This window comes from Citrobacter sp. Cb080 (assembly GCF_030334745.1).
GTDB lineage: Bacteria > Pseudomonadota > Gammaproteobacteria > Enterobacterales > Enterobacteriaceae > Citrobacter > Citrobacter braakii.
Genome location: NZ_JAOWDG010000051.1, coordinates 15,063 through 34,618, shown reverse-complemented (window position 1 = coordinate 34,618; position 19,556 = coordinate 15,063). Strand labels below are relative to the sequence as shown.

General features: G+C 53.4%; 11 protein-coding genes, 1 other RNA gene and 1 pseudogene. 3 read left to right on the top strand and 10 right to left on the bottom strand.

Going from position 1 to position 19,556, the window contains the following annotated elements; translation table 11 throughout:
* The coding region (locus OGV38_RS09215) for a helix-turn-helix transcriptional regulator (RefSeq protein ID WP_286473171.1) at nucleotides 1–176 on the bottom strand (176 nt) is incomplete at its 3' end.
* 537 nt (nucleotides 177–713) lie between these two features.
* Here OGV38_RS09215 and sid point away from each other — a divergent pair.
* The 3 genes from sid to OGV38_RS09200 are packed head-to-tail and all read left to right on the top strand — an operon-like array spanning nucleotide 714 to nucleotide 2,282.
* On the top strand, nucleotides 714–1,457 hold the full coding sequence (gene sid / locus OGV38_RS09210) for a capsid size-determining scaffold Sid (RefSeq protein ID WP_061357474.1): 744 nt from the start codon (nucleotides 714–716) through the stop codon (nucleotides 1,455–1,457).
* A 3-nt stretch (nucleotides 1,458–1,460) separates the two neighbouring features.
* Complete coding sequence (locus OGV38_RS09205) at nucleotides 1,461–1,700, top strand: STY4826 family bacteriophage gene regulatory protein (protein WP_000468230.1); 240 nt, start codon at nucleotides 1,461–1,463, stop codon at nucleotides 1,698–1,700.
* Nucleotides 1,701–1,715: 15 nt separating this feature from the next.
* Nucleotides 1,716–2,282 (top strand): phage polarity suppression protein, encoded by a 567-nt coding sequence (locus OGV38_RS09200; protein ID WP_061357466.1) that lies wholly within the window; start codon nucleotides 1,716–1,718, stop codon nucleotides 2,280–2,282.
* A gap of 338 nt (nucleotides 2,283–2,620) precedes the next feature.
* Here OGV38_RS09200 and OGV38_RS09195 read toward each other — a convergent pair whose 3' ends face one another.
* The 9 genes and pseudogenes from OGV38_RS09195 to OGV38_RS25090 form a co-directional block, all read right to left on the bottom strand.
* Nucleotides 2,621–3,568, bottom strand: a complete 948-nt coding sequence (locus tag OGV38_RS09195; RefSeq protein WP_112002483.1) for a retron St85 family RNA-directed DNA polymerase — start codon at nucleotides 3,566–3,568, stop codon at nucleotides 2,621–2,623.
* Nucleotides 3,565–4,539, bottom strand: coding sequence for a retron St85 family effector protein (locus OGV38_RS09190; RefSeq protein ID WP_112002484.1), 975 nt, complete (start codon nucleotides 4,537–4,539; stop codon nucleotides 3,565–3,567). The genes OGV38_RS09195 and OGV38_RS09190 overlap by 4 nt, the downstream gene beginning before the upstream one ends.
* A 241-nt stretch (nucleotides 4,540–4,780) precedes the next feature.
* Nucleotides 4,781–5,971 (bottom strand): integrase domain-containing protein, encoded by a 1,191-nt coding sequence (locus OGV38_RS09185; protein ID WP_112002485.1) that lies wholly within the window; start codon nucleotides 5,969–5,971, stop codon nucleotides 4,781–4,783.
* Between the two features lie 183 nt (nucleotides 5,972–6,154).
* Nucleotides 6,155–6,518, bottom strand: a transfer-messenger RNA (tmRNA) gene (ssrA, locus tag OGV38_RS09180).
* A gap of 72 nt (nucleotides 6,519–6,590) precedes the next feature.
* Nucleotides 6,591–7,754, bottom strand: coding sequence for a beta-barrel domain-containing protein (locus OGV38_RS09175; RefSeq protein ID WP_085951071.1), 1,164 nt, complete (start codon nucleotides 7,752–7,754; stop codon nucleotides 6,591–6,593).
* Nucleotides 7,755–7,761: 7 nt separating this feature from the next.
* Nucleotides 7,762–9,948: a type I secretion system permease/ATPase gene (locus OGV38_RS09170; protein WP_269517778.1), complete on the bottom strand. Its 2,187-nt coding sequence runs from the start codon at nucleotides 9,946–9,948 to the stop codon at nucleotides 7,762–7,764.
* Complete coding sequence (locus OGV38_RS09165) at nucleotides 9,945–11,354, bottom strand: TolC family outer membrane protein (protein WP_286473210.1); 1,410 nt, start codon at nucleotides 11,352–11,354, stop codon at nucleotides 9,945–9,947. The genes OGV38_RS09170 and OGV38_RS09165 overlap by 4 nt, the downstream gene beginning before the upstream one ends.
* A gap of 100 nt (nucleotides 11,355–11,454) precedes the next feature.
* Complete coding sequence (locus OGV38_RS25095; RefSeq protein WP_502874070.1) at nucleotides 11,455–17,112, bottom strand: BapA/Bap/LapF family large adhesin; 5,658 nt, start codon at nucleotides 17,110–17,112, stop codon at nucleotides 11,455–11,457.
* A pseudogene (locus OGV38_RS25090) lies at nucleotides 17,033–19,507 on the bottom strand (Ig-like domain-containing protein); the annotation flags it as partial. The gene OGV38_RS25095 and the pseudogene OGV38_RS25090, both read right to left, overlap by 80 nt.
* Nucleotides 19,508–19,556: the final 49 nt, after the last annotated feature.

Genomic DNA, 19,556 nt, shown 5'->3' with positions numbered 1-19,556 from the left:
AGGGAGATTTGTTTCGGGAAGGCTTCCCGGCTGATGAGGTCGTAAATGGTCGAGCGGGACAGGCCGCACAGATGCATCACTTCGGGCAGACGGATAAAGCGCTCGTGAACGGTATCAGAAACCGGCATCAGCGGTGCGGCAGGGGCAGAAGACGGGGAAGAAAAAGCGGTGTGCATCGGGCTACCTCACAAAGTCCATACAGTGCCGGTCGTGTCCGTCCGGCTTCGGGTAGCTCCTTATTATGTCTATATTTTTCCTCAGGTCATGTGAGATTTTCGGGGAAACAAACATTGACTTTTCGCTCTGGCAAACAAAGGCAAACGCTGGCAAACATATGCAAATCACTGCATTACAATGCAGCAATTTTTATTGCTTTTAGTTATATATTTTTTATTTTTAATCGAAATAAAGTCTAAATGCTATAGCCAGAGCAAAACAGGAGGGTGAACAGTGGTGAACAGACGGTGAACAGTCAGACCCTCAACTGTTCACCATTTAACTTACTGTATTACTTATATTTTTATTTGAGGTGAACAGTGGTGAATAGTTATAAGTAAAAAAATAAACGGTGAGTAAGGTTTTCCTGCGACCTTTCTCTGGCCAGCCGGTTTTTAAGGTCTGTTTGTGCCAGCATTCTGACAACGGCAATGAATCGTGTTGTTGTGCAGGAGGCGTCAGAATCATTTCAGGTTGAACACACGGAGAACCTGAACATGAAACCCGAACTCATTATCAAAGCCATGCAGACCGTTATCAGTAAACAGGATGAAGGCGCGGAACAACGCATTGCCGGTGCGCTGGCCGCACTTAACGAAGCAAAAGATGCACACACGGCCAGCATGGGTAAACTCAGCGACATTGAGGCTTCCATTCAGCGTTGTGAGCAGGAACGACAGACCGCCCTCAGTGAAAGTGCACAGGCCGAACAGGACTGGCGCAGCCGCTTTCGAACCCTGCGCGGCAACCTCACTCCTGAACTGAAAGCTGAACACAGTAAACGTATCGCCAGCCGCGAACTGGCTGATGAGTTCACCGGTCTGATTACCGAGCTGGAGAAAGACAAAAGCCACGCCATGCTTGGAGCATGCTCCTCCGGTACTGCTTATATCAGCGCCCATGAAAAAGCGTTCACCACTTACGCCAACAGCGAGTGGAAGAAGGCGCTGGCCGGTATCAGCCCCGCACTGTTACGTGCCTTTCTGTTGCGTATACGGTCGCTGGAAATGAGCGGAGAAACCTCGCCGCGTGCGACCGTGACCCGTGAGCTGGGTGATGCCCTGAATCTGCAGTCAGCCCTGTATCATTTTGATATGGAGCAGGAGCCGGTCCTGTCCGTAACCGGCATGAATCGCCCGGTAATAACCGGGGTTGATATGGCGCTGTTAAGAAGCCCAGCCAGACGGATGAAGCTTGCCGCTGAACTGGCCGCAAAAGACCACGAACAGGCAGAGGGCTGAATTATGTTTCACTGCCCGTTCTGCAAAAAGACCGCGCACGTCCGTACCAGCCGGTATCTGTCGGAAAACGTCAAACAGCGTTATCACCAGTGTACCAATATCGAATGCTCGGCCACTTTCCGCACCATCGAGTCTGTTGACGGTGTGATACGTGCCGCACCGGAGAAACCCGACCCCGCACCGGTGACGCCACCGCCGCCGCGTAAAGTACAGGGCTGCTACAGCTCGCCGTTCCGGCATTAATCAGGAGAGAGACTCGTGACCACTGTGACCATACAGCAGGCCTTTGAGGCCTGTCAGACGAACAAAAATACCTGGCTGAAACGTAAAGCCGAACTGGCAGACCTTGAACGGGAATACCGTGAACAGCTCCTTGCCGGTGACGAACAAATCCCGCGCAGAATGCAGGATTTGCGCGACAATATCGACGTGAAAAAATGGGAGATTAATCAGGCCGCCGGTCGTTATATCCGCTCACATGAGAAAGTGCAGCACATCAGCATCCGCAACCGGCTCCATGACTTTATGCAGCAGCACGGCGCGGAGCTGGCCGCCACGCTGGCACCTGAGCTGATGGGGTATAACGAACAGCTTCCCGCAGTAAAACAGAGCGCCATGCAGCACTCGGTTGATTATCTGCGTGAAGCCCTGTCGGTATGGCTGGCCGCAGGTGAAAAAATTAATTATTCCGCGCAGGACAGCGATATTTTAACGGCCATCGGATTCAGGCCTGATGCGGTTTCGCGGGATGATAATCGCGAGAAATTCACCCCGGCACAGAACCTGATTTACACCCGCCGACGTGCAGAACTGGCCGCACGGTAGCACGCGAAAAAATCCCCGAAAATTCCGCTATTTTTCCCGAAAAAAGCCATGCATCCATACGGTGCATGGTTTTGCATGCAAATCCCCGTATTTTATTTCCCCTACCACGCCATTACCGGCGCGGCCTGAGCCGGTTCATGCACCTGCATGAAAACTACCCTATAAAGCGGGCAGGCGTGGCGGGGAGAGCATTGCGCGCTGATAATTACATTTAAATATTTTTGAATATCAGGATGTTAAAGAGATTGGTATATGTAATGCAGTTATCGCATCAAATAGCTGATGCGATAAAGAAATTATGATATGTATCGAAAAGCTAATGATACCCTTTTGGGGGGTTAAGTGATGTCGTCATAGGTTATTGACTGCTTAATCTTATCAATAACGTCATGCCCATATTTAACTTGAAGACGCTCAATGAATTGAGGTTCTATATGAAAAGCATGTCCCAATATGCCGTTAAGATAATTAATCTCTTTTTGGTTTAATAAACTATACGAAAATTTATGTACTAAAGAACTAATCATCCTTTTCTTTTTTCTTCCTAAGGATAATTCATTGCTATTATTTAGTACTACACCAGTAATGGTTCTATTCATAGCTTTGTTGCAAAAAATTGTTTTATCTCTATTTATTCTGATTTTTCTGTTGTAATGTTTTATTAATAGAGTTTGTACTGTGCGCTGTATTGTCGCTAAGCTTAAACCATGAAATGATGAAAAGGTCAAATCATCGGCGTAACGTGTGTAAGTTACATTTAAGTCAGTGCAGTAATTTGTTAATTCCTCATCAAAACAATACATGATTGCGTTAGATATTAACGGGGATGTTGGGGCTCCAATACTTAATCTAAGAGGGCTATTGCCTCTTAGTTTCCAGAATAAAAGATGGGCGATGATAAATCTATCTTCTTCTGATATATTAGCCCCATTGGCTTCGAGGGTCTTAATGAAAAGATCAGGTGTAATAGAATGGAAGAAATCCTTGAAGTCTATTTTTAATATGAATTGACTATTTTTGTGTGCGGCGGCATTAGTTTTTATACCCTTACCAGGAACATAGGCATGAGCCGCATAATGTACTTTCAAATGTTCAGAAAGCAGGTTGGCAGTAAAACGTTGTAAAGACTTAATTTGCTTAGATGGCTGAGCGATAATACGAACTCCATCACCGCTTCTCTTTGGTATGGTATATTTCTTATAGCGGCGAGGGGCTGTCGAGATAAAGCTTTTCAACGAGTCTTTATCCATGAATAATGTGGCGGATAACTGGTTAAGTATACTCATTTGGCGTCATCCTCAAGCATTTTTGTAATTGCAGATAATGCAAGCTTTCTTTTTCTGGATGCCTCGTCATCAGATAGAACAAATGATGTGACGGCTCTTATTCTCATGGCCTTATATTCTTTTATTCGTCCAAGTTTATCTTTTCCAAGTATAACTCTTTTTTTACTTTCCAGAGGGTAGTAAAAAGTTATATTGCTATATTTCTTTTTGCCAATCATAGACATTGATTGTAATAAATAAAGCAGTCTCTTTATGACGTTTTCATCTATTTCGATATTGAGTGCTATTAATGCTAATTCAATTTCATAGTCTTTTATTGGATAGAATGTATGGATGATATCGTAGACTAATAATGCTATATGTGCAGGGTTAGATATATTAAAAGCAGTTGTTTTACTTGCGGTTTTAAGTCTATTTTTTATGCACTCTATTACCAATGGTAAGTCTGGGTAATTTATCTCTGTGTTGCTGGGCCATGGGAAGATATGCACTGACTCTTTATCTTTTCGTTTTAAATATGATAAAGGACCCAGGTAAATAAATGAGTCTTCAGCCTGTACATGTTCATCTGGAGCGAAGATAAGTATTTTTTTAGGGTCGCTAATGTTTGCAAACATGCCTAATTCGACAAGAGAACCGGGGCTTTCTAAGCAAATGATTATAAGTGTGGATAGTTTGGCAATATCATCCTCAAATGAAAACAAATCTGAATATGTGTTTTCTCGGAAATAATCCTTGAATGTTTCGGCCATTATGAAGGATTTTGAGAGACCATGTTCTTCATTAACCTCAAAGAATGCAATTATCCTGTCGCGTAAACTTTGCGGAATCAGCTTTCCAGTGTTTGTATCTCCACCACAGATAAAAATTTTATGAGGTGTTAAGTAAAGGGAAAAATTGGAGTACGAGAGAGAACTGAACTCATCAATGAGTGTATCTTCGTAGCTTTCATTACCCTTTGCCGTACTCAATTCAATCTCTCCATAAAAAAACAAAGCGGAAATCCGCTTTGTTTAAATCTTTACCTAGAGGATGCGCAAAAGACTTCTCTGACGCTCCTGATCAAGGATCGTTAGAGAAGTGCTTTTGCGCAACCCTAAGTGTCCTCAATACTGTATGTCTGGCTAATCGCCCGACTAGGTTTAAGTAACATAAACCTTCGCGTAAAGATGGAGTTAGCTTAGATCAGCGTTAAAAAGTAAGCAAGTTAGTTTAAACAGAACGTACAAAATTCCCCCACCAATCCATAAGATTTGTGCGTTGCGGCAGATAAATGGAGCGGTTGTATGCGCGCCTAACTTCGTTTTTATCACAATGTGCCAGAGCAGATTCAATAACGTCAGAATTAAAGCCTGATTCATTTAATGCAGTACTTGCTATCGAGCGAAGACCATGCGCAACTAACCTACCACCATAGCCAATCCGCTTTAAGGCAGCGTTAGCAGTCTGGCTATTCATTGGTTGATTTGGATCGTTACGACTTGGAAAAACGTATTCACGATTCTTACTTATAGGCTTCATCACTTCCAGAATCTCTAATGCCTGAGGAGAAAGCGGTACGATGTGTTCACGCTTCGCTTTCATCCTTTCGGCTGGAATCGTCCAGAGTCTGGTCTCAAGGTCGATCTCTTCCCAACGAGTACCAGATGCTTCAGATGGACGCACGAGAGTCAGGAGTTGCCATTCAATCAGACAGCGAGTCGGAACAGATAAGTTTGACATGACCAAAGAACGCATTAGCTTCGGCAATTCTTCAGGCCGCAGTGTTGGCATGTTTTGCTTTTTGGGTTTCTCAAAAGCCATACCTACGCCTGAGGCAGGATTGGCGTCAATGAGACCGGTATTAACTGCATAAATCATTATCTCGTTTACACGTTGCACTAAACGGCGAACAGTCTCCAGCGCACCACGCGCTTTGATTGGCTCTAATGCTTCAATAATCGTTCTGGCCTTTATCTCCTGAACGGGTATAACGCCTATAGCAGGGAACACGTCCTTATCTAAAGAGCGCCAAATATCTTTCGCGTAGTCCTCTGTGACGCTTTTGCTTTTCATTTTGAACCAGTTGGCGGCCACTGTTGAGAAAATACTATCCAGCTCCATCTGACGTTGCTCTGACGCTTGCTCTTGTTGCTGTTGAGGATCCATCCCTTGCGCGAGCGTAGCTAAATGTTGGTCGCGTATCTGGCGAGCTGCTGCGAGCGTAAGCGAAGGGTATGAGCCGAGACTCAGATTAGTTCGGCTATTACTTACCGGACGCTGGTATCGGAAGCGCCAGAGCTTTTTACCAGATGTTTTGATGAGTAAGAACAGGCCGTCACCATCATGCAAAGTGAAGTCTTTTTCGCGGGGTTTAGCTTTGAGGATTTCGTTGTTAGTTAGGGGGCGTGTGATGCGCGCCATGTCTGGATCCCTTCCATAATTGGTACACGTTTAATGGCCCACAGTATAGCGTGTACCTAAACGTGTACCAATTTTCTCTGGATTTAGCCGGATGCTCTCGGACAACGGCAGACACAAAAAAGCCCGCAGGGCTTGTGCCATGCGGGCTTTCTGTACTTCACCGGACGTATCCGGATAATTATTTGGTGGAGCTGGCGGGAGTTGAACCCGCGTCCGAAATTCCTACATCCTCGGTACTACATGCTTAGTCAGTCTTTACATTCGCCTGGCACCTGCGGACAGACACGCCACTACCAGACTAGCCTGATTAGATTTAACGCTTCAACCCCAGGCAGGGCCTCCACGCGATCTCTTTTGGGTTTGACCTCTCTTTGATCCCCGTCTTAAGAGCGGAAGCTAGGGAGAGAGGGCTCAGAGCAGGTTATTAAGCTGCTAAAGCGTAGTTTTCGTCGTTTGCGACTATTTTTTTGCGGCTTTTTACGAGGCCAACCGCCCCTCGGCATGCACCTTGGGTTTCGCGAATCCCGTCGAATCCAGAATCAGCCCCAATGTGTTAGAGCAAGTATAACAGACTTGTGACACGCGTGACCAGCCCCCGCAACCCCTAATCCTCAAGGATTTACCGCTCGCGCAGCGCTTCTTTTGCGCGATTAAACGGTTTGATTAAATAGTCGACGATGGTTTTTTCACCTGTTTTTATATCCACTGTGGCAATCATTCCCGGTACGATGGAGAAATGGCGTCCCAGTTTGTTTTGTAAGAAGTCCTGATGGGTGCGGATAAACACGCGGTAGTAGAATATTTCCGGTTTCACTTTGTCTTGAATAGTGTCCGGGGAAATAGTTTCGACTACGCCTTCCAGACCGCCGTAAATCGCGTAGTCATAAGCGGTTATCTTCACCAGCGCCCGCTGGCCGGGGTGGATGAACGCGATATCGCGCGGAGACAGGCGGGTTTCTATCAGCAGATGATCGTCCAGCGGTACAATCTCCATCATCTCGCCATTGGGCGGGATAACGCCGCCAATGGTAGTGACCTGGATGTTTTTCACAATACCGCGCATCGGCGCGCGCACGGTCAGGCGGGTGACGGAATCCTCGCGTCCTTTCAAAATAGCCGCCAGCATATCCACTTCGGCATTGGCTTTTGACAGCGCTTCCCGCGCCTGCACGAAGTATTGTGAGCGCAGATCGGTGATTTTTAATCCCAAATCGCTTTTTTGTCGTTGCAGGCGCAGCACTTCAACGTGGCTGGCGGCACCACTTTTTTCCAGCCGTTGGGTTATGGCCAGCTCTTTATTTACCGAGACCAGCGCATCCTGCAGTTCTGCCATAGAATCAGCGAGCTGCGCGCGGCGACTTTTATACAAGCGCGTTTCGGAGGCGATGAGATCCGGCCAGGCGCGTAGTGAAGCGGGAAACACGAGCGGCAGATCGTTAACTTCGGCATTGAGCCTTGCGCTGGAAGCCAGTGAGGCGCGATAGCGGGCGGCGCTCTCCCCAACGTTGGACTCAGAGCGAGTGGGGTCGAGGCGCGCGACAATCTGATTAGCCTGTACTTTATCTCCTTCGCGTACCGTGAGCTCGGCGAGAATGCCGCCATCCAGCGACTGCAAAACCTGCTCGCGCGAGCTGGGGATTACCTTCCCGCTGCCGGTCGAGACTTCATCCAGCTTGCCGAAATACGCCCAGATACCCAGGACGGCAAACAGCAGCGTGCTGAGCAGAATAATGCGGCTGGCCCCGGAGAAACGGTGCTCGCGGCGGATATCGAGGTCGTCCATGGCAGCGTCATGCGGATTGGTTTTCATTTTTCCACTCCCGACCGTGAGTAGGGGCTGGTGCCCGGCTCGCATTCAGCGCCTGCGCTTTCGGGGCATCCATGACCAGTTGACCTTCTTTTAACACCACTACGCGCTCGACCAGCTCCAGAACCGGCACGCGATGGGTGGCGACAATCAATGTTCGGTTGCCCAGCCACTGGTTCAGGCGCTGAATAAACTCTCGTTCGGTATGTTCATCCAGCGAGGCGCTGGGTTCGTCGAGCAGCACGATATTGGGCGATCGCAGCAGCATTCTTGCCAGCAGGATCGACTGCCGTTGTCCACCGGACAGACCGTTGCCGCCCTCCATAATGGGGTGCGCCAGTCCTTTGGCGAGTTGTTTAACGAAAGCCGCCGCACCGCTGACCTCCAGCGCTTCGAAGATCTGCGCGTCGCTGGCATGCGGTGCGCCGAGGGTCAGGTTCTCGCGCAAGGTGCCGAAAAACATCCGCGCATTCTGACTGAGAAAACCGATATTGCGGCGTAAATCGGCCATATCGATCTGCGCCAGGCTCAGGTTATCGAGTCGGACATCGCCCTGGATAATCTCCACGCCGCCCGCCATGGCCTGTAGCAGCGTTGATTTCCCGGCGCCGTTACGCCCGAGGATCGCCACCCGTTCGCCGGGCATGACCTCCAGACGTGAGATGCGCAGCGGAACGCGTTGATCGTCGCTGTGGTAGCGAAAGTGCGCGTTTTCAAACAGATAATGGCCGTGAAAAATCTCCTGATGCACACGGTCTTCATCGTACTGCGTTTCGGTGGGAAGCTGCATGATGCTGTCTAACCCCATCTTCGCCGCCTTGACCTGCTGCCAGCGGGCCAGCACGCCGCACAGGTTCGCCATCGGGGCAATCATTCTGGAACCGAGCATCGACGCGGCCACCACCGCCCCGGTGGTCATTGTGCCTTCAATGACCATCGGCGCGCCGAACATAATGATGGCGGCGTAGACCAGGCTTTGTACCGACATGCCCCAGCCAATCAGCCCCTGAGTCAGCTTGCGCGTGCGCAGCCCGGACTCTCCGGTAATACGGATGTAGCTGTTCCACTGCTGTAAAAAGCGGTTTTCCGCCTGCATCAGCTTGATATCTTCCAGCCCCTGAACGCTCTCGACCAGCACCGCGTTGCGCAGGGTGGATTCATGCGCTGCCTGGTTGGCGAGTACCGCCAGTTTCTTCTGTAACAGCAAACCAGGCAGGATCATCAGCAGGGCCGCGACGGGGGCTATCCACGCCAGCGGCGGGGCGATAAAGGCCAGCACCACGATAAACAAAAAGAAAAACGGTAGATCGACAATCGTCGACAGGGTCGAGGAGGTGATCATCTCGCGAACCTGTTCCAGCTCGCGCAGTTGAGAAATAAAGCTCCCCGTCGAGCGGGGAACGGCGCTGTTGCGCAGCCGCAATGCGTGGCTGAACACGCGATCGGAAATGCGCATATCAGCGCGTTTGCCGAGCAGGTCCATTATGTGGGTACGCGCTTCGCGCAGCAAAAAGCCAAACAGCACCGCCACCAGAACGCCGGTGGAGAGAACATACAGCGTTGGATAAGACTGGGCGGGGATCACCCGATCATAGACCTGCATCGAAAAGATAATCCCGGCAAGCGACAGGACGTTAATCAGAAAGGCGGCAACCATGACCGGCAGGTAAGGGCGGATGTCCTGTAACACCAGTTCGCGCATCCAGTCGGGCCTGAAGCGCGAAATATAGCGGTCTACCCGACTGTCCTTCAGCGCTGACAGCGGGCGCAGCGCAGTAATGCTCACGAGCTCCGGCAGAAGTTCTGCAACTGTGAGTCGGTTACGCTGGCCCTCTTCGGCGATGATAAAAACATCCAACGCATCTTCACCGTTGAAATGTTCTATCACCATCAGTTGGCCGTCGCGCAGTTCTGCCACCACCGGCAGACGCCACTGGCCGAACGCCTGCGTGGCGGTATCCAGCGCATGAAATGACAGCCCCGCCTGACGCGCCAGCTGCGACAGGGCCATAGCTCGGCTTTTTCCCGCAAACCACGGGGCGTTGGCCTGGATTGCACCGGGCGAACAGGCAACGCGATAGTGGCTGGCAATATGCGTCATTGCCTGCGCCCACTGGCTCAGGGCGTGTTCGCCAATCGCATCTTCCGCATGTGTATCGACGTCGCTCATAGCTTTATCTCCACCGATTGAATACTGCGGTTATTTAAGGCGAACGCCTGGCGAAGCGATCCGGTGTTATAGAGGCAGTTCAACTGGAGCTGGCGCAGCTGGTTTTGAGTCTGGAGTTCAGCAAAACGGGCCTGATATACCTCCTGCTCGGCGTTAAGCACATCGAGCAGTGGGCGTGACCCGAGGTCCAGATACTGCTGTTGATAAAGCTCGCGCGTTTGTTCACTCAGCCGTTGCTGGCGACGCAGGATCTGCAGGGCAGTGGCGAGGCTCATCGCCTGGCTGCGGGATTCCAGTAATTTCTGCCGCACTTCAAGTCGGGTACGCTGGATGGAGAACTGTGCAGACTCTACCGCGTGACTGGCGGCGTTGCGTCTGGCGGTAAGTCCGCCCCCCTGATACAGCGGCATCTCGACTTTTACCCACGTGGAGTACTGGGTTTTGTCGAGCACCTCATGGCTGGGGTATTTGTCGTTGAGATAGTGCTGAACCGACGGCTCCAGGGAGATAGTGGGCGTCATCTGCGCGTTGGCGTAATCGAGATTTGCCTGGGCCACATTCGCCTGCGCCCATGCCGCCAGCACCGCAGGAACCAGCTTATCGTCCGGTTTGACCACATCACAACTGCTGTCCAGTTTGACCGGAAATTCGTTGCTGATGCCGTTAAGCGAATTCCAGCCGAGGAAGCTCATCAGCGTTGCCTTGCTGCTGTCGAGATTGGCCTGATACTGCGCCAACTGAGAACGTGCAGACTCGATACGCGCATCGGTTTGCACCACGTCGGATAGCGAGGTTGCCCCTTCATCATTGCGTTGACGGGTCAGCCGACCAATACCGTTCAAGGCGCTGAGCTGCGCTTCGGCGGCGTCCACCATTTGCTGCCACGTCTGCACCTGGACTATCGCGTTGGCGGTTGCGTGGGCGATGGTATCAATACTGAGTAACACATTCGCCTGCTGTTGTGCGGATCCGGCGGTTTCAGCACGGACCTGGCTTGCCACTTTGCCGAAGTCGTACAGCATTTGCGACACTGAAATAACCAGGGCCGGGCTAAAGCCGTGATCGGTGTAAGTATTGCTGTAACCGTTGTTCATCCCGGCAGAAACCTGCGGGTAATATTTTGATTTCGCCACGTCGATCTGCTCATTTTGTGAGAGCAGTTTGCCGATGGATTCACGAATAGAAGGATGCCAGCTCACGGCGCGACTCACTGCGTCGTTGAGCGTCAGGCTGCCGGGGGCGGCGGCGCTTAGCGGCAGATCGGCAACCGCGCCGTCCAGCGAGGGCAGCATCTGGCTGGTGGCCAGGCCTTCCGGCGTAATAATTTGCGGTTCATCTTCGGCATTCACCCGCAGGGTACAGAGCGTTAATGCCAGCAGTAAGGCAACAGGCGCGACATTTCTCATAGTTTATCCCTTACAAAATACGGCAGCGACGACTGTTATTGCCCCGGACGTCATGGCATCCGGGGCTGTAGTTATGGCGCTTTAACGTTATGCGTTAGCTTCAGGGCACAATGTGATTTTGTTGCACCAGCTCATCGAGCGTGGTGTGTACGTTCTCCAGCGTTATGAGATTGGTTGAGTGATAAGTGTTGCCCGTACCGTCGCGGTCGATGGCAATCACCGTGTTGTTACCGCTGGTGGTCACGGTGAGGTAGTTGCCGAGCGTAGCGTTCTGCCCGTTCCAGCCCACCAGCAGGTCGCCGATATCGATTTTGTCACCCTGGGCCAGCGAGAAGTTGGTCCAGGTATCGGTAGGTCCAACGCCAACATTGCCAACGTTACCACCGGTAGCGTCGTTGGCGTTGAGCAGGTGATAAATCAGCGTATCGCCGTAGACACTGCCGGTAAAACGATCGGCATCTACGGTGCTTACAACCTGCGGATTCATGTTGATGGTCAACGTAGCGGTATCGGTATGCCCATTCTGATCGTTTAGGGTGTAAGTAAATGTCTCTTTGGTGAGGATGGTGGAAAGTGAGACATCGCTGTTGAGGGCGTAGGTGTAATGACCATCAATGCCAATGGTCAGTTTGCCGTACAACCCGTTAATGATGGCGCTGGTCGTGCTGCTCAGCGGATCCAGCGTGGCGGTGCTACCGCCCGTGCCGCTCACCGTCAGCAAGGTATGCACGCTGGCAATATGGTCCCCATCATAAATGTTGCCGGCGACGCTGTTTGCCGCGGACGTTTCGACGTTCTGCAGGTCGATTATCGTGCCTTTCACGCTAGGGGTGATGGTGATATTCCCCAGCCCTAAAGCCCCGACGCTGCCGGTGTAGTCGAGTCGATAGTTACCGGGGTGCAACATGATCCCCAGGGCAATATCGATATTGCCGCCAATGAGCAATCCACCGTTGAATGAGTTACTGGCAACCTTAACGTTGTTGCTGTCATACAGCGCCCAGGTGACGGTCAGTCCGCCCAGCGTCAGACCTGAAGCAACGTTAAAATGCAGTATGGCGTTTTGCACCGCCGTTCCCGTCGCGACCTCAATGACGCCAGTGCCATTTTGTGAGGTGGGAGAAAGGAGTTGGGCGTTCCAACTGGCGTTCCCGACGCTGTTGTCAGCAAACAATCTGGAGGTGTCCGCCTGCGTGGTGACCGCCATCGTGCTGCTGACGTCATTTACGGCGTCCAGCGGCTGCGGCGTTGGTTTGATATTCAGCGAGGCGCTGCCGGTATCGCCGTTTGGTGCTCTGACCTTATACACGAAGCTGTCCGGGGTGTTGATACCGTCTGCACCCAGTCCGCTTCTTAGCGTGTAGGTGTAGTTCCCCTTCGCATCGATAGTCAGCGTGCCGTACTGTCCATTAATAGTGGTAGTGCCCGTCCCGTTAACGACAATACCGTTTACTTCGGTGATAACGGTATTGGCCGGAGCTGAGTCGTTGACCAGCAGATTGCCATTGGTTGTCGCACTCAGGCTGTCGACGGCGTAGGTGTGATCGGCCTGAATATTCAGGGTATAGCTGGTCAGCAGCGTCAGGCCGCCGGAGGCGTTAAGCAGGAACAGATAATCGCCACCTGGTAGCGTAATGGTATACGCTGAAGAACTTCCGCCCAGTAGGGCAGTGACCCAGTTTGGCTGTACCCGGTACTGCTCATACTGCTGAATTGACTCGTTGAAGCGATAAACATAGAGATCGAAGCCGCCAAGCGTCACGCCGAGAACATTCGCCTGTACGGTCAGCGTGCGGGTTGCGCCATCGTCAACGTTGAACTTAATCGGGTTAGTCAGACCGTTGACCAGACTGACGTCCAGCACATTACCCAGTCCGACGTTGGCGAGCGTGAAGCCAGTTTGTTGTGAAGGCAAGTGGTCAACCGCGATGACTTGCGTTCCGTAAGTCAGCGCAGCTACATCGTCTGCCGCGGTTACCGTACTGGTGGTTGGAGCCTGACCGAGCGTTACCACCAGTTTTGCCGAGGAGTGATCGCTGCCATGCGTCAGCGTGTAGGTGAAACTTTCAGAACGACCATACACTGAGATTGACGTATTGGTCAGGGTATAGGTGTAGCTACCGTTCTGATTGATATGCAGAATACCGTATTTCCCTTGCACATCAATGCCGCCCGCCGGGATATTCACAACGTTGCCGTTACCGTCGGTGATGGCGGTGACCAGCGTGCCGGAAGGCGCATTATCCTGCCCGTTGGCGGGATCGGTATCCGTAATGATGTTCCCGGATTCCGTGGTACCGCCGATGATGGTCCCTGCGCTGGCTTTTACCACTGAGACATCAAGGCTGGTGTATGCCCCGGTCGCCAGCAGGTTGGTGTTGTAGCTGACCACGCGGTAATCACCGCCAGTCAGCCCGCTGTAATTGAGCGTTACGCCCGAGGCGCCCAGGGTGAGCAGGCTGGCGAAGTCTGGTTTCCCGGTATCCACCACCGTTACCCAGGCATTCAGCCCGGTGTCAAAGCGCTGGATAACGACTTCAAGCGTGTTTAACAGCGACAGCACCACGCCGGTCGCGGCGGCATTGATCGTAATGGACCCGCTGCCGCCAGAAGCGATGCTGAAATTAACGCTTGCCGTATCGTTCCCCAGCACGTTGGCGACATTCCCCAACGCATTAACCAGCAGGAAACCATAATCGCTTTGATGATCGGTGCTGACGATAACATCGGTTTGCAGCGGCAGGCTGGTGACGTTGTCTTCAGCCAGCAGTGGCAATACCGGTGCGATAGCGCTTGTCGGCGATGAGGTATTGCCCGCCGCATCGGTCGCCGTGGCGGACAGCGACTGGCCTTCAATCTGGCGAACCGGCAGGTTGACGCTGTAGACACCGCTGCTGTTGGCTATTGCCGTCACGCTGGTGCCGCCGGGCAGGGAGATAGTGACCGTGCTTCCCGCTTCGGCGACGCCGCTGACGGTGCCGCCATCGGCGCTGATCAGTATCGTTGGTGCTGTCGGTGGCGTGGTGTCCACAATCACGCTGAACGAGCTGGACAACCCGCTTGCGCCGTTGGCGTTTGTTGCAGTGGCGGTAAACGCGTGGTTACCTTCGCTGAGCGCCCCGGATGGGGTAAAGCTCCAGATCCCGTTACCGTCTGCGGTCGTGGTGCCCATTAGCACGCCGTTGTTGTACAGGCTGACGATGGCGTTAGCCTGCGCCGTTCCGCTGAGCGTTGGCAGCGTATCATTGGTGGTTTTACCGGGGGCGACGGGCCCCGTGATCGTACCGACGTCATCGAGAACGCTGGCAATAACTGGTACAGGCGGTACGCCGGTAAACGGTGCCAGAACGTTACCCGCCGTGCCGATGTTGCCTGCGGCATCCTGGGCGCTGACCTGCAGCGTTTGCCCACTGATTTGCGGTGGGTTCAGCGTGAAGGTGAAATTACCGGAGGCGTTGGCGGTTGCCGTGCCGAGCACCGTTCCACCGCTGGAGGTAATAATGACCGTGCTGTTTGGCTCGGCAACGCCGGTGAGCGTGGTACCGTTGGCGTTTACCGCCAGCCCTGTAGGAATGCCCGGGGCGACGGTATCGACCACGATCGCTGCCGCAGACGATATGCCACTGGTATTACCCGCACTGTCCGTTGCGGTGATGGTAAAGGAGTGGGTACCTTGTGCCAGCGCGGTGGTTGGGGTGTAACTCCAGTTGCCGCTGCCGTCCGCTGTCACGCTGATGACAAAGCTGCCGTTATCGTAAATATCGACCCGCGCGTTGGCTTCTGTGGTGCCGTTTAACGTTGGGCGTGCGTCGTTGGTTGGCTGATTAGCGCCAATCGCCCCGGTGTTTGGCCCGACGTCGTCAATAATGCTGCTGATTGAAGGCTGCGTCGGCGCCGTGGTGTCGACCACCACGCTAAAGCCTGCCGTCGCACTGCTGGTGTTGCCCGCCGCATCAGTCGCGGTGACGGTGAAGGTGTGCGATCCATTCGTCAGCGGCGTAGTTGGGGTAAACGACCAACTGTTATTACTTTGCACCAGCGCCGTACCCAGCAGGGTGCTTCCATCATAGATGCTGACGGTGCTGCCTGCCTCGGCGGTACCGTTCAGCGTCGGGCGCGCATCGTTGGTCAGTTGTCCGTTGTTGAGCGCCGCATTGAACACGCCGCCTGCGATATCATCCACCACTGAGACCAGCAGCGGGGCGGATGGCGCAATGGTGTCGACATTAATAATAAACCCGCCGGAGGTGGGACTTACGTTTCCGGCGGCATCGGTGGCGATAGCGGTAAACACATGCTGACCGTTACCCAGCGCGGCAGGCAGATATTCCCAGGTGCCGTCTATCGCCGCAGTTACCGTTGCCAGCAGCGTGCCATTATCGTAAATGGCTACCCGGGCACCGGCTTCCGCCGAGCCGTTGAGTACGGGACGGGTGTCGTTGGTAAAGGCCCCGCTCGACAGCGTTCCGGTTCCCGGCTGCACGTCATCAAAAGCCTGGATAATCGTTGGTGCAAGCGGGGCGACGGTATCAACAACGATGTTAAATCCAGCGGACGTGAGGCTGACGTTTCCGGCAGCGTCGGTGGCTGTCACCGTCAGCGCGTGGTTACCGTTGCCAAGCTCGGTTCCTGGCGTGAAGCTCCAGGCGCCCGTGCCATCCGCTGAGGTAAAGCCGATAAACGATCCGTTATCGTAAACTCTTACCGTGGCATTGGCTTCAGCCGTGCCGCTTAGCGTCGGGAGTGGATCGTTCGTGGCCTGACCGTTGTTCAGATTACCGATCAGCGGGCCGACATCATCTGCAACTTGAGTAATCGCTGGCGTACCAGGCAACACGGTATCCACGATAAGCGTGAAGCTATTGGATGGCTGGCTGGTATTACCGGCGCTGTCGGTGGCGGTGACGGTCAGCGTATGCGGGCCGTTACTGAGTGCATCCGTTGGGGTTAAGCTCCAGGTGCCGTTAGCCCCAACGGTGGTGGTGCCGATGGGCTGACCATCGCTCAGGACGGTAATGGTCGCGCCAATTTCACCGGTGCCGCTCAGGGCCGGACGGGATTCATTCGTGGTCTGCCCGTTGGTTATCGGGCCTGTTGTCGGTGCGGTGCTGTCCTGAACTGTGCTGATGACCGGGATTGACGGGGCAACTGAGTCCAGCTCAATAGTAAACGATGATGATACCCCACCGGAGTTACCTGCCTGATCGGTGGCAACGGTGGTGAATATATGTTGTCCCTGTCCCAGCGGTGCATCCGGTGTGAAGCGCCAGTTGCCTGACTCGTCCACCTGCGCTGTACCGATGGCGACGCCGTTATCACGGATCGTGATGATGGCGCCGATCTCGCCTTTGCCGTTCAGCGTAGGCTGCGCATCGTTCGTCAGTTGTCCGTTGGTCAGCGCTGTATTGCCAGGCTGATCGTCAATTACGGAGGTAATGGTCGGTGCCGCTGGCGGCTGCGTGTCGACGACAACCACAAACGGCGGCGTTGCCGGGCTGATATTGCCCGCGCCATCTGTGACGGTGGCAGTCAGCGAGTGGCTGCCTTCACCGAGAGCAGGCGCAGGCGTAAAGCTCCAGTTGCCGTTTTCATCGCTGATGGTTGTGCCGATGACCGCCCCGTTATCGCGGATGGTAACAATCGAATCCGCCTCGGTAACGCCAGCAAGCGTTGGAGTATTATCGTTGGTCAACTGCCCGGAGGTTAGGATTTGGGTTGTACCAACGTTGTCCGTGACTGTCACAATAGAGGGGGGCATTCGGCACCAGGGTATCGACAATGATCTGGAAATCACCGGATGGATCTCCCTGGTTGCCTGCGGCATCTGTTGCGCGAGCGGTAAAGATATGGTCGCCTTCTCCCAGCGGAGCGGTAGGGGTAAAACTCCAGAATCCGTTGCTGTTTACCGTGGTAGTGGCATAAGCGATGCCATTATCGTAAAGGGTGATGGTTGCCCCCGCTTCGCCGGTTCCGTTAAACGTTGGGCGTGAATCGTTGGTAATTTGCCCTTTATCCAACGATCCGGTGCCGGGGGCAATATCGTCAATAATGCTGGTGATAGTTGGCACCTGCGGGGGCGTGGTGTCGATGGTGATTGCGTAGTTGGGCGACAGACCACTTGGGGTACCGTCCACCGTTTGTGAAACCGTGAAGTTATAGGTAATGCCGTTAGTCAGCGCAGTGGGTAGCTGATAACTCCATGCGCCAGACACGGCATCGGCGGTTACCGTGGCGATGAATGCGCCATTTTGATAGATAGTCACCGATGCCCCTGCAGTGGCGGTCCCTTGCAGCAGCGGTAAGGTGTCGTTGGTGGTTTTACCGTTGCCAATCACCCCCATGATGGGCGCGATGTCATCAACGATCTCAAGAGTCGGTGGATGCGGAACGCTGGAGGTAGCGGCGTTAAACGTTGTCGGATCACTTTGATTTCCGGCGGGGTCCTGAGCGATGGCATTGAGCGCCTGACCGGTTGTTTGCGCTGGCGAAATGGTGACAGCAAAGTTACCAGAACCGTCTGCCACCCCCTGGCCGAGAATGGTGTTACCGCTGCGAATAATCACGGTGCTGCCTTCTTCGGCCGTACCGCTTACCAGCGTCCCGTTAGGATCTACGCTGGTAACCGTAGGCGTTGCAGGCGGCTGGGTATCGACAATCAACGTCAGCGGGTTATCTGCAGCCAGTGAGTTACCTGCGGCATCCACTGCGCCGAACGTCAGTGTGTGAGTGACGTTCGGCGTGAGGGGAACATCCACACTCCAGGTGCCGTTCGCGGCCACGGTGGCAGTAGCAACAGGATTACTACCCTCATAAATAAGCACGGTACTGCCAGGTGTGCCGGTCCCGCTAATGGTCGGGGAGGTATCGTCCGTGACGCTGCCACTGGTTAGCGAACCGGTAAAGATTCCAACGTTATCCTGGATATCCGTTACCTGCGGCAACGTCAGCTTCGTGTTGTTAACCGTAAACGAAATACTGTTTGAATTGTCGCTGATGTTACCTGCCGCATCGGTTGCGGTAGCGCTTAACGTGTAGCTTCCGTTCGCCAGCGCAGTCCCTGGCGTAATACTCCAGGTTCCGCCAGCCACCGTTGTAGTACCGATTACCGTCCCCCCGTTATACAGGGTGATGGTATCCCCGTCTGTGCCAGTACCGCGAATGGTTGGCGTGGTGTCATCAGTTACGGCATCTGGCGCAAGGTCGCCCGTGACATCACCGACATTATCGTTGGCGGCGATGATCACCGGTGGTGCAGACGGCGTCGTGTCGATGTTCAGTGTTATGGCGTTAGATGGCAGGCTGACGTTGCCTGCTGGATCGGTTGCGGTGAGAGTTACCTGATAACTACCAGGAGCAACCGGTGCTGACGGAGTGAAGCTCCAGTTACCGTCTGCACCTACTGTTGTTGTTCCCTGCAATGGGGGAGTACCGGCAAGATAGAGGGTAATCAGATCCCCGACGTTCCCCGTGCCGCTAAAGGTTGGCGTGGTGTCATTGGTATTGCCATTAGTGACCACACCCGTTACCGGAGCCACATCGTCGGTAATGATTGGCGCGGCTGGTTGTGCGGGAGGCGTATTGTCTACTGTCAGAGTAAAGCTTGCCGACGGGATCCCCGTGTTGCCCGCGACGTCAGTCGCCGTGGCGGTAAATTTATGCGGCCCGTCGGCGAGTGAGGTTGGGGTAAATGTCCAGGTGCCGTCTGGCTGTACGGTGACGGTGCCAATAGAACCGCCATTATCATAAATCGTAATCTTCGCGCCGGGCTCGCCGGTTCCGGAGAGTTCGGGATTCGAGCTCTTGGTACTGCTGCCGTTACTCAGCGTTTGTAGATTTGTCCCAATAAGACCTTCTGCAGAGCTGATAACCGGGGCAACTGGTGGGGTGGTATCAATCGTCAGCGTAAAGTTCCCGGCATTGCTGGCGTTGCCTGCAGCGTCCGTGGCGATAGCAGATAAATTGTGTGCGCCTTCACTGAGCGGTTGGCTGAGTTGAATACTCCAGGTGCCGGCGGGTAAAACCGTTGTGCTGCCAATTGGCGTGGAACCCTCATAGAGGGTGATTGTAGAACCGGCTATTCCGGTTCCTTTCAGCTCTGGTAAGGTATCGTTTGAACGGCTTCCGGAAGACAGATCGATCGGCGCATTCCCAACGTCGTCGGTGGCAGCCAAAATGACAGGATCGCCTGGCGGTTGAGTATCT

Excerpts from the sequence above, each read along its gene's own strand:
- sid (WP_061357474.1), top strand. The coding sequence starts at position 714 with ATGAAACCCGAACTCATTATCAAAGCCATGCAGACCGTTATCAGTAAA.
- OGV38_RS09205 (WP_000468230.1), top strand. The coding sequence starts at position 1,461 with ATGTTTCACTGCCCGTTCTGCAAAAAGACCGCGCACGTCCGTACCAGC.
- OGV38_RS09195 (WP_112002483.1), bottom strand. The coding sequence starts at position 3,568 with ATGAGTATACTTAACCAGTTATCCGCCACATTATTCATGGATAAAGAC.
- OGV38_RS09185 (WP_112002485.1), bottom strand. The coding sequence starts at position 5,971 with ATGGCGCGCATCACACGCCCCCTAACTAACAACGAAATCCTCAAAGCT.
- OGV38_RS09175 (WP_085951071.1), bottom strand. The coding sequence starts at position 7,754 with ATGGACGACCTCGATATCCGCCGCGAGCACCGTTTCTCCGGGGCCAGC.
- OGV38_RS09170 (WP_269517778.1), bottom strand. The coding sequence starts at position 9,948 with ATGAGCGACGTCGATACACATGCGGAAGATGCGATTGGCGAACACGCC.
- OGV38_RS09165 (WP_286473210.1), bottom strand. The coding sequence starts at position 11,354 with ATGAGAAATGTCGCGCCTGTTGCCTTACTGCTGGCATTAACGCTCTGT.
- OGV38_RS25095 (WP_502874070.1), bottom strand. The coding sequence starts at position 17,112 with ATGCCCCCCTCTATTGTGACAGTCACGGACAACGTTGGTACAACCCAA.